We start from the raw sequence: 16,031 nt of genomic DNA on the forward strand, positions 1-16,031 counted from the left end.
ACAGTGAAACGACTCAGCGCCGATGATAGTGCGGACTCCCGTGTGAAAGTAGGTCATCGTCAGGCTCTTACAGCCCTCAAAAAGCCCCTCAGCTCAACGCTGCGGGGCTTTTTGTTTGGCGCCGCTCAAATCCGAGATGTCTCGGCAAGACCGGGCCAAATGACAGACGAAAGGCTCGCCTGAGCGTTCGCTTGGTACGGCGCAACCACGTCAGCGCCGACTCAACCCGCGTCTTCGATCCAATCGTCCAGCTGCCGCGCCGCACCGCTCTTGAGGAGGCTGCCCACTGCGCGCAGCATGAGCGCTTTCAGGGGCTCTTGAGAGAAGTGCCTCGTTCCTAGCGCTCGTGCATAAGGCATGGCCGTTGCCCACTCCAGCAAAGACGTGCGTTCGATGCGGCGCTGCTCCAGCAGCTTGAACTTCAGTAGGACCTTCAGCGCATGCCAGGCGTGGGATCGAGGATCGTCCCTCTGCTGAACCAATCGATGCCGCGCGCGCGCTAGCGCCTCCTCGACGTCGATGAACGCCGCCCCGTGTCCCGGGATCACCACGCGCGGCGCCAACCCTTCGATCCGGTCCAGCGTGGCTGCCACATCTGCGAAGCCGGGCTCTCCCTCCAACTCGGGAAAGACGACGCCATAGCCGTGCTGCCACAGCGCATCCGCCGAGATCAGGATGCGATGTTGCGGTTCGAAGAGCAGGAGCTCATGAGGATCGTGCCCGGCGCCTCCCACCACGGACCAGGCGAGCTCGCCCATCTCCACCACGTCACCGGGTCGCACCGCATCGTGGGCAACGAAGCGGGGGCATTGCTGACCCGTGGCCTCGAAGGTCAGTGCGTCTGCATTCCAGGCCCGCACATCGTCAAGTTGGGACTGCGCGATGCTGATGCGCACCTCGGGATAGGCGGTCTGCAATTGCGCATTGCCTCCGCAATGATCGCTGTGCAGATGGGTGTTGATGATGCGGTCGAGCATGCGGCCAGCAAGCGCATCCCGCACCAGCGCCTCCGTCTGGGCCGCATGCGTGCAGTAGCCCGTATCCACCAGCACCGTCTCTCGTCCGCTTGTCAGCAGCACGTTGTTGGACGACAGCCATCCGCGTTCGAAGACCGTGACCTGCGCCGGCAACGCCACTGCCATGCGCGTTACCGTCAATGCGCCGAGGTGCTGCCAGCACCCTGCCGCAGCTCGCGCCGCAGGATCTTGCCCACGTTCGTCTTCGGCAAGGCGTCGCGGAACTCGATGTACTTCGGCCGCTTGTAGCCGGTGAACTGCGCGTGGCAGTAGCGCATGAGGGCGTCCTCGTCCAGCTGGGCGTCCTTGCGCACGACGAACACCTTGATCGCCTCGCCCTGCTTGTCGTCCGCCACGCCGATCGCCGCACACTCGAGCACGCCGGGGCACAGCGAGATCACGTTCTCGAGCTCGTTGGGAAAGACATTGAAGCCGCTGACGAGGATCATGTCCTTCTTGCGGTCGATGATGCGCGTTTGTCCATCGGGCAGCATGACGGCGATGTCGCCGGTGCGCATGAAACCGTCTGGCGTGAACGCGGCCGCGGTCTCCTCGGGTTGGCCGTAGTAGCCGACCATCACGTTCGGGCCCTTGATGCACAACTCCCCGGATTCCCCGTCCGGCAGCGTTCGGCCTTCGTCGTCCTTGATGGCGATCTCGATGCTGGGCAGCGGCACGCCGATGGTGCCGGAGAAGGTGGTGTTGGTGACCGGATTGTTGGTGCCGATGGCACAGGTCTCGCTCATGCCCCAGCCTTCGATCATCGGGCAGCCCGTGGCCTCGAACCACGCACGCGCCGTGCCCTCCGACGCCGCCATGCCTCCGGCCTGAGAGATCACGAGCTGAGAGCAGTCGACGCTCTTGAACGCCGGATGGGCCAGCAATGCATTGAACAGCGTGTTCACTGCCGGAAGCACATGGAACGGCCGCTTCTTGAGCACCTCGACGAACTTGCCGATGTCCCGCGGATTGGGCACGAGCGTCATGTGCGAGCCCTGGCGGATCGCCAGCAGGCACAGCGTCAGCGCAAAGATGTGATACAGCGGCAGCGCCGCAATTCCGTTGATGCGCGCCGGATCGCCGACCTTGGCCATGGCCGGCGCGAACCAGGCCTCGGCCTGCAGCGTCGCTGCAATGATGTTGCGGTGGGTGAGGATGGCCCCCTTGGATCGCCCTGTGGTGCCGCCGGTGTACTGCAGAAAGGCGATCGAATCGAGCGTGCATCCGTCGGCGGCGAGCGTTCGGCCACGGCTGCTCGCCATTTCGTCGGACCAGGTGCTGACGCTGTGCGTGCCGTCGATGGGCAGCTTGAAGGGTGGAACCATCTTGGCGAGGTGACGTACGGCCGTGGTGATCCAGGCGCCGTACAGGCCCCCCAGTTGATCGCCCATCGCCGTGAGCAGCACATGCCGCACGGGCGTGCGCAGCAGCACGGGCTCCAGCGTCGCGGCAAAGTTCTCCAGCAGGATGATGGCGCTCGCGCCCGAGTCGCTCAGTTGATGTTCCAGCTCACGCGGCGTGTAGAGCGGGTTGACGTTGACACAGGTGTAGCCTGCCCGGAGCACGGCGACCATGGCGATGGCGAACTGCGGGATGTTCGGCAGCATCAGTGCCACGCGCGCGCCCGGCTCAAGCCCCAGCGACTGCAGCCAGCAGCCCAGCGTGCGCGACAGCTGGTCCAGCTCGCCATAGCTCATCCAGCGTTCCATGCAGACCGAGAACGGGCGTTCGGCATGCGCCGTGAACGACGCCTCGAACAGCTGATTCAGCGAACGGTACTGGCCCGGGTCGATCTCGAAAGGGACGCCGGGCGGATAGCTGGGAAGGTGGGATGGATGCATGCGGTCTCCGGTCTCTGCTTGCCGCATTGTGGGATTGCCGCCTCGTCTGAGGTCCCCGGGCTTGCCCGGGGCGCATGCGATCATCCATCGATGATCGCGAGATGGCAGCGGTGGTTCGTGGCCTTGTGGTGCCTCACGGCGCTAGGCTGGACCGGCTTTGCGGCAACCCGTTCTCTGCTGTGGCTCGTGGGCGGCTGGGTGGTGCTGCTGGGCGGCCACGCCGTGGTGCTGGCAGCCGAATTTCTCGCTTCGAGCATCGTCAACCGGCGCGGCGAGGGCCCCCATGGGACGCCGGCTCAACTCCTGCGCGCCTGGTGGGCCGAGTGCCTGTTGTCGCCGCGCATCTGGGCGTGGCGCCAGCCCTTTCGCGCGGACAGCATTCCAGACCACCTGCCGCCACCCGACGGCCGACGCGGCGTCGTCCTCGTCCATGGCTTCTCGTGCAATCGGGGTTTCTGGCTCCCATGGCTGGGCCGCCTCGTCGCGCAGCGCCGATGCGTCGTCGCTGTCGATCTGGAGCCACCGCTGGGAAGCCTGGATGGCTTCATCGATACGCTCGACGCGGCGGTGCGCCGTGTTCACGAGGCCACGGGCCAGCCGCCGATGCTGGTGGCGCACAGCATGGGGGGGCTGGTCGCCCGCGCCTGGTGGTGCCGCACCGGGGGACGCGTGCCGGTCCATCGCATCGTTACGCTCGGTACGCCCCATGCAGGAACCTGGACGGCGCGCATCGGCCGGGCCGCAAGCAGCCACGAGATGCGGATCGGCAGCGCCTGGCTGCAGGCGCTGGACACATCCCAGCGCGCCTGCCCGCCCGCGCGCTTCACCTGCTGGTACTCGAACTGCGACAACATGGTGTTTCCCACGCACACCGCCACCCTGTCCGGCGCCGACAACCGGCCCGCCCACGGCCTCGCGCATGTGGAGCTGGCCTTCGACACCGCCGTCATGGACCAGACGCTGGCGTTGCTGGACGAAGACTGACGCGGTGTCGACCAATACGCGTCAGGCGTCGCGATGGGGCCCGCCCTCCACGCAGCGTGCGTGCGCCACCATTCGCCATCCCGGGCGATCGAGGCAAGAATCCACCCATGCACGCACTCGACAAGCAGGACCGGCTCATCCTGCAACTGCTCCAGGCCGACGGCCGGGCCACCTATGAACAGATCGCGGAGCAGGTCAGCCTCTCGCCCAGCGCCGTGCTCCGCCGCGTTCGGCGGCTGGAGGAAAGCGGGGTGGTTGATCGTTACGTCGCACTGGTCCGACCGGAAGCCGTCGGCCTGGGCCTGACCGCCTACCTCAACGTGCGCCTCGAAAAACACACCGAGAGCCACAAACGCAACCCGATGGACCTGTTCCGCGCCAGCATCCAGGCCTGGCCCGAAGTCGTGGAATGCAGCGCGCTCACGGGGGAGATGGACTACCTGCTGCGCGTGGTCGTGGCCGACATGGCGCACTACAGCCGCTTCATCATGGACACGCTGCTCAAACATCCCAGCGTGCAGGATTGCAAGACCAGCTTCGTGCTGGACCGGGTGAAGGCGACGACCGCGGTGCCGGTCTGAATGCCTAAAGGTTGCTGCGCCGCAACATTTCGACGAATGGCCCCTGCCCGTGACCGGTCGGTGACAGCACCACATCGGGAGTTATAGGGAAAACCCTTATGATCGACCCCATGTTCCCCAAGGCCCTTGTCCAGACCGTGCGTGCCGGCGTGCAACTGCTGCGCCCCGGCGTGGTCGCCGCCGATCCCGCGCCGACGGGCACTGCGCGTCCGTTGCGTCCCCGTGCCGCCGCCGGGCTGGTTCCCATCCGTTCCGTCGGACCGCGCGAGCGTCATCGCATCCTGGCCCATCTGCTGGCGCTTTCCCAGCGCGACCGTTACCTGCGCTTCGGCTATGCCGCCTCGGACGAGCAGGTGCAGCGCTATGTGGATGGCCTGGACTTCCAGCGCGACGAGATCTTCGGCATCTACAACCGCCGTCTCGAGATCATCGCCATGGCGCATCTGGCCTTCGCCCCGACCGGGCAGGACGGCAGTTGCGCCGAGTTCGGCGTCTCGGTGTCCGAGCACGCGCGGGGTCGTGGCTATGGTGGCCGGCTCTTCGAGCGTGCCGTGATGGTGGCCCGCAATGAAGGCGTCAGCATGCTGTTCATCCATGCGCTGAGCGAGAACACCGCCATGCTCAAGATCGCCCGCCATGCCGGCGCGACCGTGGTGCGCAGCGGCTCCGAGTCCGAAGCCCACCTCGAACTGCCCGCCGCCGATTTCGACAGCCGGATGTCCGGCATCGCGCTGGACCAGTTCGGTGAAGTCGACTTCCAGCTCAAGGCGCGGGCCCACCAATTCTGGTCCTTCCTGGCCGGTCTGCAGGAAGTGCGCTCCGGCGTGCGCGACGCCCGCCAGCGCTCGGCCCCCTGAGCTTCGCGCGAGCGCGCAGATGGCGGCTGACATCAAGCCGCCAGGGCATTCCGGTATCCTAGACCTCCCTCAACTACCGCCCTCACGCAGTGGCCGACCCCCACCCTGAACGCGCCTCCCATCCCCGGGACGACAAGCGCGGCCTCCTCCAGAAGATCGCCGAATTCATCCACCCCGGACCGGATTCGCGCGACGAACTGATCGAAACCCTCGCCGACGCCGAAGACAACGACATCATCGGACCCGACTCGCGGGTGATGCTCGAAGGCGTGCTGCGCATGGCCGACATGACGGCCGGCGACGTGATGGTGGCCGCTCCGCGCATGGACCTCATCGACATCGATGCAGCCTACGAGGACATCCTCTACCTCGTCATCGACACCGCGCACTCGCGCTTTCCGGTCTACGAGGGCGAGAAGGAAAACATCATCGGCATCCTGCTGGCGAAGGACCTGCTCAAGCTGCAGCGCTCGCCCGAGCTGAACATCCGCGCGCTGTTGCGGCCCGCCACCTTCGTGCCCGAGAGCAAGGGCCTGAACGACCTGCTGCGCGAATTCCGCGGCAACCGCAACCACCTGGCGGTCGTGATCGACGAATTCGGACGCGTGGCGGGCCTCATCACCATCGAGGACGTGCTCGAGCAGATCGTCGGCGAGATCGAGGACGAGTTCGACATCGCCGAAGACGACGGCGACATCTTCGGCCTGGCCGACCACACCTACCGCGTGAGCGGCGACACCCCCATCGAGCGGGTGGCCGAGGCCTTCGGCATCCAGTTCAGCGAAGGGCAGCAGGCCGAGGACTTCGAGACCATCGGTGGCCTGATCGCGCACGAGATGGGCCATGTGCCCAAGCGTGGCGAGCGCCACGAGGTCGGCGGCTTCGACTTCGTCGTGATGCACACCCGCGGCGGCGCGGTGCGCTGGTTCAAGGTCTCGCCCGCCCGGGTCGAAGACAGCGCCGCCTGATGCGCGCGCGCCGCCTCCCGGCCTATGCGCTGGCCGGTCTGGCCCAGGCGGCGTCCATGGCCTGGCCCTGGGGCGGCGAGCCGCTCTGGTGGCTGCAACTGCTGTCCCTGGCCACGCTGGCCTTCCTGCTCGACGGCGAGCAACGCCAGGCGCCCGGCTGGCGGATGCCGGCCTTGGTTTCCTGGGTCTTCGCGACCACTTGGCTGTGTGGCACCTTCTGGTGGCTCTTCATCTCGATGAATACCTACGGAGGCCTGCCAGCACCGCTGGCGGTGCTGGCCGTGGTGTGCCTGGGCGGGGGCCTTGCCACCTACTACGGCGTGGCTGGCGGACTGTGGGGCTGGCTGGCGCCGCGGCTCTCTGAAGGTGGCCGGGTGCTGCTCTTCGCTGCTGTCTGGACGCTGGCCGAGCTGGTCCGCGGCAGCCTGTTCACCGGCTTCCCCTGGGGCGCTGGCGGCTATGCCCATGTGAACGGACCGCTGGCCGGCTATGCGCCATGGCTGGGCGTCTATGGAGTGGGTGCTGCGGGGGCCGCCATCGCGGCCTGTGCGGGTTTCTGGTGGATGAGGCGTGCGGTCTGGGCGCTGCCCGTCGTCGGCGCGGCCTTGCTGCTGCTGCCGCCGGCCCTCGGTCTGGTGCGGGGCGATGGGGGCGCGGCGGTGAGCACCGGCCGCCTGAAGGTCGCGCTGCTCCAGGGCAACATCCCGCAGGATGAGAAGTTCATCCCGGGCAGCGGCATCGACACGGCCCTGCGTTGGTACGGCGAGCAACTGCAGAAGAGCCGCGCCGCCTTGATCGTCACGCCCGAGACGGCGCTGCCCCTGCTGCCGCGGCAACTGCCCGAGGGCTACATGCCGGCCATCGCCGCGCGCTATGCGCAGGGCGACCAAGCCGCCATCGTCGGTGTGCCGATGGAGGACGGCCCGGGCCGCTATGCCAATTCGGTGCTGGGCTTCGGCCCGGGCCTGGCCGCCCAGCCCTACCGCTACGACAAGCACCACCTGGTGCCCTTCGGCGAGTTCATCCCCTTCGGCTTCCGCTGGTTCACCGACATGATGAACATCCCGCTGGCCGATTTCGGTCGCGGCGGGTTGCCGCAGCGCAGCTTCGACTGGCAGGGCCAGCGGATCGCGCCCAACATCTGCTACGAGGATCTGTTCGGCGACGAGATCGGCGCCGGCTTCCGCGATGCCGCCACCGCGCCCACCATGCTGCTCAACGTGAGCAACATCGCGTGGTTTGGCGACACGGTGGCCATCGACCAGCACCGTGCCATCTCACGCATGCGGGCACTGGAGTTCGAGCGGCCGATGCTGCGCGCCACGAACACGGGCGCGACGGTGGTGATCGACCACCGCGGCCGTGTGACGCACGAACTGCCGCGCCTCACGCGCGGCGTGCTGGAGGCCGAGGTCGAAGGCCGCACCGGCATCACGCCCTTCGCCTGGTGGGTATCGCGCTTCGGCCTGGCGCCGCTGTGGCTGCTGTCGCTGGCGGTGCTGGCGTTCTCGATCTGGCGCGCGCGCAAGCGCCGTTGACGTGGCGGCGCCGGAAGACCCGGCGCCTCAGCCCGCAACGGGATGGTGCCGGAGCTTGCCGGGATTGAGCAGGCCCAGCGGATCGAAGCGCCGCTTCATCGCCACGACTTCCTCCGGCAGATCGCCCCCGGCCTTGCCGTCCTCGACGATGAAGGTGTGCGGGTTGTTGATGCGCACGCCAAATTCGCGGTGCTCGCGGATGATCTCGGCCAGGCGCTCCTCGGTCGTGAAGCGCACCAGCTGCAGCGCGCTGCAGCTCATCTGGCCATCCATCGTGCGCAGGAATTCGGCATGCATGAACACCTCGCCGGCATAGCGCCGGGTCAGCTCGGTGATCTGCTGCACATGCTGGCCGGCGGTGAAGCTGGTCTGCAGGTAGGTGAGGTTCTTGTCCACCTTCAGCGCATGCAGGGTCGTGTGGTTCCAGGTGAATTCCATCAGCGTCTTGTGGCTGCGCGCCACCTCGTCGGCAGTGCGGCGGTAGCTGATGGTGCCGCCGCGGGCGGCCACCATCTCCTTCATCGTCTCTTCGCCCGCTTCGGCCACCAGCGAGAGCACGGCATGGCAGCCCTGGGGCAGATGCTCGGCCAGCTGCGAGAGGTAGTCCGGCACGGGGCTGGCAAAGAAGGCGACTTCGCGCTTGGCCAGGCCGGGCGCGCGCGCCACTTCGTCGGCGAAGGCGATGGCCTGGTCGAAGTCGGTGAAGGTGACCAGCGTCTCCAGCCAGGGCTGGCAGGGCGCGAGGCCGACCTCGATCTCCAGCACCAGCCCGTTGGTGCCCCACAGATGGTGCATGCGCATGGCCTCGGCGCCGCGCAACTCGACGATCTGCGGCTCGGGTTCGATGGTCATGGCCTTGATGCCCAGAACATTGCCGGGCGCCCCCAGCGGGCCGTGGTTGATCGAGCCCACGCCGCCGAAGCCGCCGCCGAAGAGCCCGCCCAGGGTCGCGCTGCGGAAGGTGGACGGCACGCAGCGCAACTCCCAGCCCGTGGGCCGTGTGGCCTTCTCCAGCTCGTTCAGCCGGATGCCGGCCTGGGCGCGTGCCACGCCGGGGCGCGTCCAGAGCATGCCGTTGTAGCCCGTCATGTCCAGCACCACGCCGCCAGCCAGCGGCGTGGTCTGGCCGTAGTTGCCGGTGCCGCTTCCGCGGATGGTGACCGGCACCTTCAGCCGCGCGCAGGCCGCGACCAGGCGGCGGATCTCGTCCTCGGTGCGGGGCCGCACCACGCTGTCGGCCACCTTGCCTTCGAGCTGGCGCTTGAGCACCGGGCTGAACCAGGAGAAGTCCTGCGACAGCCGCTCGATGCGGTTCGGGTCGGTGATCCAGTCCAGGTCGGGCAGTTCGATGTGCAACTGCTCGATGGCGTGCAGGCGGGCGTTCATGGTCAAGTGGCCTCGGAAATCGTGTTCAGTCGTGGGAGAGCTCGCTGGCATGCCAGCCGCCCAGCGCCACGCGCGTGAGCCAGGCCATGGCGGCAAAGAGGGCGACGCCGGTCAGCGAGATGAGCAGCAGGGCGGCGAACATGCGCGGAATGTTCAGCTGGTAGCCCGCCATCAGGATCTGGTAGGCCAGGCCGGTGGCGTTGCCGCCGGTGCCGGCGACGAACTCCGCCACCACGGCGCCGATCAGCGCCAGGCCGCTGGAGATGCGCAGGCCACCGAAGAAGTAGGGCAGCGCGCTCGGGATGCGCAGCCGCACCAGCGTCTGCAGGCGCGTCGCCCGGTTCATGCGGAAGTAGGCCTGCAGGTCGGGGTCGATGCTGCGCAGGCCCAGCGTGGTGTTGGAGATGATGGGGAACAGCGCCACGAGCGCCGCGCAGATCACCAGCGAGGCCGTGGGCTCCTTCACCCAGATGATGATCAGCGGCGCCACGGCCACGATGGGCGTGACCTGCAGCAGCACCGCGTAGGGGAACAGCGCCGTCTCGATGAGCCGGCTCTGCACGAAGAGGAAGGAGATCAGCACACCCACCACCGTCGCCACCACGAAGGACAGCACGGTGATCTTGAGCGTGACCAGCAGCGCCCCGCCCAGCACGGCCCAGTCGGTGAAGAGCGTTTGCAGCATCAGCACCGGCGAGGGCACGAGGTAGGGTGGCAGGTCCATGCCGACGACGAGCGCCTGCCAGCCGCCCAGCAGCACCAGGCCCACGATCAGCGGCAGCAGGATGCGCTGCACGCGCGGCTGGCGCAGCAGCGGCACGCGGGCCTCGCGCGCGGGTGGCTGTTGGGGCGCGGGTGCGAAGGCCGCGGGTGCTGGCGCGGCGACGGCGGGCGCGGTGGACGTGGCGTCGGAAGGCGCCGGCGCGGCGGCGTTCCAGGTGATGCTCATGGGGTCTATCTCCGTGGCGGCCCAGGCCGCCGGTCTGCTATGGCGAAAGCGACGGGCGCATGGGCCCGCAGCGGTCAGGCCGTGTGTTCCTCTTCGGTGTGCTGGCTCGCGGCCAGCAGGCTGCGCTGCAGGTGCTTGGCGTAGTGCTGGAACTGCGAGGACACCATGAACTCCGCGCTGCGCGGATAGGGCTCGTCGATGCGCACCTCTTCCACGATGCGGCCTGGGCGGGCGGCCATCATCACCACGCGGCTGGACAGGAACACCGCCTCGTGGATCGAGTGGGTGACGAACACCACCGTCAGCTTCTTCTTGCGCCAGAGTTCGAGCAGGTCGGCGTCGAGCTTGTGGCGCGTGATCTCGTCCAGCGCGCCGAAGGGCTCGTCCATCAGCAGCAGGTTGGGCTGCACCACCAGCCCGCGGGCGATGGAGACGCGCATCTGCATGCCGCCCGACAGTGCCCGCGGCAGGGCGTTGGCGAACTTGGCCAGGCCCACCAGTTCGAGCGCCTCGGCCACGCGGGCGTCGGCCTCGGCGCGCGGCACCTTGGCCAGGTCGAGCGGCAACCGCACATTGGCCTGCACCGTGGCCCAGGGCATCAGCGTGGGCGACTGGAACACGAAGGACATCTTCTGCGTGCTCTCGTGCAGCTGCTGCACCGGCTTGCGCCACAGCAGCAGTCGGCCGTCGCTGGGCTCCAGCAGGCCCGCCACCATCTTCAGCAGCGTGCTCTTGCCGCAGCCCGAGGGGCCGAGCAGCGTGACGAACTCGCCCTCCTGGATGGTGAGGTCCACCGGCTGCAGCGCGACCGTGCCGTTGGGGTAGGTCTTCTGCGCCGACAGCACCTCGATGGCCGGCACGCCCGCGGCGGGAGCGTGGACGAGGTCCGTCACGGCAGCACCTTGGCGTTGCGGGCCAGGTCCAGCTTGTAGGCCTTGCTCACGTCCACCTTGGCCGGGTCGATGAATTTCTGGCCGACCAGGAAGTCGTAGTTGGCCTTGATGCGGGCCTCGGTCATGGTGCCGATGCCGTTCTTCACGGCATCGCCGGAGCCGACGATGCCCATTTCCTTCATCTTGGCCACGCTGTAGGCGAGCTGGTCGTCGGTCATGTTCGGGTTGTCCTTCTTGATGAGGGCATTGCCCGGCGCCGGGTCGGCCAGGTAGCTCTTCCAGCCTTCGGCGGAGGCCTTGACGAAGTCGGCCACGGCCTTGGCGCGGTCGGTCACCGTCTTCTCCATGCAGGAGATGGTGGTGGCGTACGAGGGATAGCCCAGGTCGGCCAGCAGGAAGGTGTTGGCCTTGGCGCCGGCCTTTTGGATCGCGTAGGGCTCGGAGGTCAGGTAGCCCTGCTGCACCATGTTCTTGTCGGCCAGGAAGGGCTGGATGTTGAAGGTGTAGGGTTTGGTCTGCGCATCGGTCAGGCCGTACTTGGCCTTGACCCAGGCCCAGTAGCCCTGCTGCGCGCTGGCGGCGATGAGTACCGTCTTGGTCTTCATCTCTTCCATGGACTTCACGTCTTCATGGGCGATGAGCACCTGCGGGTCCTTCTGGAACAGCGCGGCCACCGTGACCACCGGCAGGCCGTTGTCGCGGGCCCGCATCATCTGCAGGTCGCTGGAGCCCATCACGCAGTCGGCCTGGCCGGCGCCCATGATCTGCAGGATGTTGACCTGCGGGCCGCCCATCTTGATGGTCACGTCCAGGCCGTACTTCTTGTAGATGCCCGTGGCCACCGCCTGGTAGAAGCCGCCGTGTTCGGCCTGCGCGTACCAGTTGGTCATGTAGGTGAACTTTTCCTCGGCCTGGGCGCCAGTCGCGGCGAGTCCCAGGACGGCGGCGCCCAGGGCCAGGGCGGATTGCGAAGCGAGGCGGGTGAAACGGTGGTTCAAGGCAGGGCTCCTGGAAAGGTCGGACAAATCAGTACGGGGAAGGGGACGGAGGGGAGGTAACGCGGTGCGCTTCAAGCAAGAGCCGCACCGTTCGGGAAGTCAGGTCAGCGCGCGGTTTCGATGTGGCCGGTGAACTGGCCGCGCTCCCAGGTGGCTTCTTCGCGCACCAGCCAGCGCAGCTGGTAGAGCTCGGTCAGCGCCTGCACCCAGCTGTCGGCCAGCGTGTCCAGGATCTCCTGGCCCTGCTCGCGCGTGGCGCTGGTGGGGTCGCCGATGACGCCGCTGGGACCGAAGTCGCGCGCCGTCCAGGCGCAGGCCGGGCGGCCGTCGGGCGAGAGCAGCTTGATGGGGAAGGGCGGGGGAAAGTTGGCCGCCGCACGCTCCATGTGCACCGTCTCGGGGGCCAGGGCCAGCATCAGCGCGGTCTCGGAATGGCCGGCATGCATGGCGAGCTTCTTCTCCTGCTCGCTGACCTGCTTGCTCGCGGCGCTGGGCAGGCGGCTCACGCCGTGCGGCACGACCACGAAGTCGCCATGGCGCAGGCGCAGCTCGCGCGCGGCCATCTCCAGCACCTGCGGCTGGCCGCCGTGGCCGTTGGCCAGCAGCAGCTTGCGAAAGCCCGCGCGGTAGACCGACTCGCCGATCTCCGTGACAGTGGCCAGCAGCGTGGTGCCGGTCAGCGTCATGGTGCCGGGAAAGTGCAGGTGCTCTTCCGACTTGCCGTAGGTGATCGGCGGCAGCGCGAAGGCGCGCACCGAGGCGGGCAGGCGGCGCAGCGCTTCGCCCATCACGCCGGAGGCGATCACGCTGTCCACCGAGCAGGGCAGGTGAGGGCCGTGCTGCTCGATGGCGCCGCAGGGCAGCACGATGACGGTGTTCTCGCGGTCGGGCAGCTGGTCGATCTCGGTCCAGCTGAGGTAGGGCAGGAAACGGTGCGGGGGGATGTAGCCGTGCAGCATGGCGGGGAGTCCTTGTTCGTGGGTGCGGGTCAGGCGGTGGCCGTCGTGGTGGACGCGAGCCAGGCAGCCGGCGGTGCGCCGTGGGCCACGCCGGTGCGCAGCACCACGCGCGTGCCGCTGCGCGAGGGCCAGGCAGAGGCATCGGCCTGGGGAAAGATCAGCAGGTCGGCCGGCTGTCCTGCCAGCTGCGGGGCTCCCGGCGTGCCGCGGGCCAGGAAGTCCGCGCGGCACAGCGTGTCGGACCAGCGGTCGAAGGGCGCGTCCAGCTGCCCGGCCAGCACCGCTGCGGCCATGCCTTCGAGCGGGTCGTAGCTACCGACGGGACAGAACGGATCCTGCACGTTGTCGCTGGCGAAGAGCAGCGCAATGCCGCGGGCGCGCGCCTCCTTCACCAGCGTCAGGCCGCGCTGTCGCGGCGTGCGGCCGGTGCGGGCGTCCTGCAGCAGCAGGTTGGTGATGGGCAGGCTGACCAGCGTGATGGGCGCGCGTGCCACCTCATCCAGGATGGCGAGGGCGCGGGATTCGGGCATGGCCGCCAGTGCGCAGACGTGGCCGCAGACGATGCGGCCGGCAAAGCCCAGCTCGCGGGCGATGCGCGCTGTGCCCAGCAGGCCTTCGGCCGTTGGGTGCAGCTCCTCGTCCACATGCAGGTCCACGTCCAGGTCCTGCGCCTGGGCCGCCTGCAGCAGGTGGCGCATGGCCTGCGCGTTCCAGTTGGTGGAGTGCACGAAGCCGCCCATCAGCGCATGCGCGCCGGTGGCCTTGACCTGCGCCGCCACGGTGCGCGCGGCGGCAGGGTCGACAAAGCTGTCCAGCTTCGTCAGGCTCACCAACTGCAGGGTGAGGCGGTCGGCCCAGTCGTGCGCCAGTCGGTCGAGCACCGGCCAGGCGCAAGGCAGCGGTCCGATCTCGGGCCAGTTGACGTGGGTGCGCAGCAGCGTGGTGCCGGCCTCCCAGGCCCACTGCAGGCCCTGGCTGGCACGGGCATGGATGTCCTCGGGCGTCCAGCGGGCCATGTCGGCCACCGAGGCTTCGATGGCGCCCAGCAGGCCGGGCCGCACTTCGGGGATCCGGGCCAGGGTGAAGGTCTTGTCCAGGTGCACATGGGCATCGACCAGACCGGGCAGCACCAGGGCGCCGTGCAGGTGCCAGGCGCCGGGCTCGGGGGCGCGGTCGTCTTCGGGCGTGACGCTGCGCACACGGCCCTGCGCGAGTTCGATGCGTGCCAGCGCGGGGCGGGCGGCCGTGTGCGGCCAGTCTTCAGCCAGCAGCCAGGCCGGCAGGCGGGCATGGCGCAGGACGGCGGGCGTGGAATGCGCGCTCATGGCCGGGCCTTCGTTGCGCGTCGCGTCGGGCGGGCGGTGGTGCGGGCGTGCATGGCGCGCTGCTCAGCGGAAGGCCGCCATCGCTGCGCCCACGCGGGCCTTGAAGCGACCCAGTTGCGCTTCGGTCGCCACGTTCATGTGGTAGTGCGCGTGGTAGTCCACCCGGGCCTGGGCGGCGGTGAGCCGCTTCATGTAGCGCGTGATGATCTTGCGCGGCGGATCGCCCATGTACCACGCCATCCAGCGCGGGCGGCCGTAGGTGACGACGGCGCTGATGCGCTTGATGTTGCGCAGCATGGGGCGGACGTTGGCCGGGTCGCTGATGTCGAAGGCCACGCCGGGCATCAGCAGGCGGTCGAACCAGCCCTTGAGCATGGCCGGCAGGCCGAAGCACCACGTCGGGAAGCAGAACACGATGGCCTCGGCCCGCTCCAGCCGCTCCACATAGGACTGCAGCGGCGCGCGGTTGGCCGGCACGTCGTGGTAGCCCAGGCGCTCCTCGCGTGACATCACCGGGTTGAAGCCCTCGGCATAGAGGTCGCAGTCGTCGACGTCGTGGCCCGCGGCTCGCAGGTTGCGCAGCACCTCCTGGTGCATGGCCGAAGCGAAGCTGGTTTCGACTGGATGGCAGTAGACGACGAGCACGCGCATGGTGTTTGACCGGTGAGTCAGAGCAATCGGTCAAATTAAGCACGTGGCGTGCCAGCGCGGATGCACCGGGGCGGTGCGGCAATGCCATCGACCCGTTCGCCCTAAGCCTGTCGAAGGGCTTATGCGCCCCGGGCTTCGACAGGCTCAGCCTGAACGGCTATTGATCGATCTCTGACGTCAGGCGTCCGGGGGCACTGCCATGCCGCAGCCGGCCAGCACGAAGCCGATCAGCTCGCGCGCGATGGGCTCGCGGTCGATGTGCGCGTCCTCGGGCAGGCCGCCCATCGAGCGCACCTGCAGCGCGTAGTCGGCGTGGTACTGGGTCATGGCCCAGATGTGCTGCAGCAGCAGCCGGCCATCGAGCGGGCGCATCAGGCCGCGGGCGATCCAGCCATCGATGATGTCGATCTTCTTCTGCGTCCACTGGCGCGACATGGGCCAGAAGCGCTCCAGGTTGCGGCCGCCGTCCAGCACCTCGCGCGTGAAGATGCGCGACATCTCGGGCTTGTCGAAGGCATGGTCCAGCTTCTGCCGCACGTAGGCCGCCAGCACCCGCGCCGGGTCGTTGGCATGCTCGTCGAAGGAGAACACCACCTTCCACTCGTGCAGCACCTGCATCAGCAGCTCGGAATAGAGCTCTTCCTTGCCGGCGATGTAGTAGTGCAATTGCGGCTTGGTCAGGCCCGCGCGCTGAGCGATGGCCTGGGTCGAGGTGCCCTTAAGGCCATGCAGGCTGAACTCGGTGATGGCCGCCGCGCGGATGGCCGCCAGGATGCGCTCGCGCCCGGGGCGTGCGCGCGACAGAGGCCCGTCGGGCGCGGGCATCTCCTGCGGGGGCGGGGTGCCGTCGGCAGGCATGTCGGGATCGGAGAGATGGGGAGGCAAGGCGCAGCGCGAGGGCGGTCGAGAGTCGCGCGATGGTACTGCGGGGCATGGCCGGATGCCGCTTCGGCATCGGCCCGGGCCGGTCGCGGCACAAATCATGAGTAGCGTTGCGGGCGGCCGCATCGAGGGTCCTGCAGCAAGTCCACAGCGCTTGCTTCAGGAGCGTGCAGGCCGTGTAACCCTATATCAAGAACGGAGTT

At 68.2% G+C, this 16,031-nt stretch carries 16 protein-coding genes; 6 read left to right on the plus strand and 10 right to left on the minus strand.

Going from position 1 to position 16,031, the window contains the following annotated elements; translation table 11 throughout:
* On the plus strand, positions 1-183 hold a 183-nt coding region (locus tag QZ772_RS21770), incomplete at its 5' end, for a hypothetical protein (RefSeq protein ID WP_295530941.1).
* A gap of 38 nt (positions 184-221) precedes the next feature.
* Here QZ772_RS21770 and QZ772_RS21775 read toward each other — a convergent pair.
* A complete protein-coding gene (locus QZ772_RS21775) occupies positions 222-1,142 on the minus strand; it encodes an MBL fold metallo-hydrolase (protein ID WP_295530944.1) in 921 nt (306 codons plus the stop codon).
* Positions 1,143-1,153: 11 nt separating this feature from the next.
* Positions 1,154-2,857: an AMP-binding protein gene (locus QZ772_RS21780; protein ID WP_295530947.1), complete on the minus strand. Its 1,704-nt coding sequence runs from the start codon at positions 2,855-2,857 to the stop codon at positions 1,154-1,156.
* Positions 2,858-2,947: 90 nt separating this feature from the next.
* On the opposite strand from QZ772_RS21780, the gene QZ772_RS21785 reads away from it, so the two are divergent.
* The 5 genes from QZ772_RS21785 (at position 2,948) to lnt (ending at position 7,785) form a co-directional block, all read left to right on the plus strand.
* Complete coding sequence (locus QZ772_RS21785; RefSeq protein ID WP_295530950.1) at positions 2,948-3,841, plus strand: alpha/beta fold hydrolase; 894 nt, start codon at positions 2,948-2,950, stop codon at positions 3,839-3,841.
* Positions 3,842-3,948: 107 nt separating this feature from the next.
* Positions 3,949-4,422 carry an Lrp/AsnC family transcriptional regulator gene (locus tag QZ772_RS21790; protein WP_017758360.1) on the plus strand — a complete coding sequence of 158 codons (474 nt, stop codon included), beginning with the start codon at positions 3,949-3,951 and terminating at the stop codon, positions 4,420-4,422.
* A gap of 110 nt (positions 4,423-4,532) precedes the next feature.
* On the plus strand, positions 4,533-5,279 hold the full coding sequence (locus QZ772_RS21795) for a GNAT family N-acetyltransferase (RefSeq protein ID WP_295530953.1): 747 nt from the start codon (positions 4,533-4,535) through the stop codon (positions 5,277-5,279).
* A gap of 89 nt (positions 5,280-5,368) precedes the next feature.
* The gene (locus QZ772_RS21800) at positions 5,369-6,247 is read left to right on the plus strand and encodes a transporter associated domain-containing protein (protein WP_295530956.1); all 879 of its coding nucleotides are present in this window, start codon (positions 5,369-5,371) and stop codon (positions 6,245-6,247) included.
* Positions 6,247-7,785, plus strand: a complete 1,539-nt coding sequence (gene lnt / locus QZ772_RS21805; RefSeq protein WP_295530960.1) for an apolipoprotein N-acyltransferase — start codon at positions 6,247-6,249, stop codon at positions 7,783-7,785. The genes QZ772_RS21800 and lnt overlap by 1 nt, the downstream gene beginning before the upstream one ends.
* Before the next feature lie 27 nt (positions 7,786-7,812).
* Here the strand turns inward: lnt and QZ772_RS21810 are convergent, their stop codons facing one another.
* From QZ772_RS21810 to QZ772_RS21845, 8 genes are all read right to left on the minus strand, one after another.
* Positions 7,813-9,171, minus strand: a complete 1,359-nt coding sequence (locus QZ772_RS21810) for an FAD-binding oxidoreductase (protein ID WP_295530963.1) — start codon at positions 9,169-9,171, stop codon at positions 7,813-7,815.
* 25 nt (positions 9,172-9,196) lie between these two features.
* The gene (locus QZ772_RS21815) at positions 9,197-10,120 is read right to left on the minus strand and encodes an ABC transporter permease (RefSeq protein ID WP_295530966.1); all 924 of its coding nucleotides are present in this window, start codon (positions 10,118-10,120) and stop codon (positions 9,197-9,199) included.
* A gap of 74 nt (positions 10,121-10,194) precedes the next feature.
* Positions 10,195-11,013, minus strand: coding sequence for an ABC transporter ATP-binding protein (locus QZ772_RS21820; RefSeq protein WP_295530968.1), 819 nt, complete (start codon positions 11,011-11,013; stop codon positions 10,195-10,197).
* Entirely contained in the window at positions 11,010-11,972 is a 963-nt protein-coding gene (locus tag QZ772_RS21825; RefSeq protein ID WP_295531021.1) for an ABC transporter substrate-binding protein, read from the minus strand. Before QZ772_RS21825 ends, QZ772_RS21820 begins: the two co-directional genes overlap by 4 nt.
* Positions 11,973-12,115: 143 nt before the next feature.
* Positions 12,116-12,970 carry a creatininase family protein gene (locus tag QZ772_RS21830; protein ID WP_295530972.1) on the minus strand — a complete coding sequence of 285 codons (855 nt, stop codon included), beginning with the start codon at positions 12,968-12,970 and terminating at the stop codon, positions 12,116-12,118.
* A gap of 29 nt (positions 12,971-12,999) precedes the next feature.
* A complete protein-coding gene (locus QZ772_RS21835) occupies positions 13,000-14,295 on the minus strand; it encodes an amidohydrolase family protein (RefSeq protein WP_295530976.1) in 1,296 nt (431 codons plus the stop codon).
* A 63-nt stretch (positions 14,296-14,358) separates the two neighbouring features.
* Positions 14,359-14,946 (minus strand): NAD(P)H-dependent oxidoreductase, encoded by a 588-nt coding sequence (locus tag QZ772_RS21840; RefSeq protein ID WP_295530979.1) that lies wholly within the window; start codon positions 14,944-14,946, stop codon positions 14,359-14,361.
* 177 nt (positions 14,947-15,123) lie between these two features.
* The gene (locus tag QZ772_RS21845) at positions 15,124-15,804 is read right to left on the minus strand and encodes a TetR family transcriptional regulator C-terminal domain-containing protein (RefSeq protein WP_295530982.1); all 681 of its coding nucleotides are present in this window, start codon (positions 15,802-15,804) and stop codon (positions 15,124-15,126) included.
* Positions 15,805-16,031: the final 227 nt, after the last annotated feature.

The organism is uncultured Pseudacidovorax sp. (genome assembly GCF_913773995.1).
GTDB lineage: Bacteria > Pseudomonadota > Gammaproteobacteria > Burkholderiales > Burkholderiaceae_C > Xenophilus.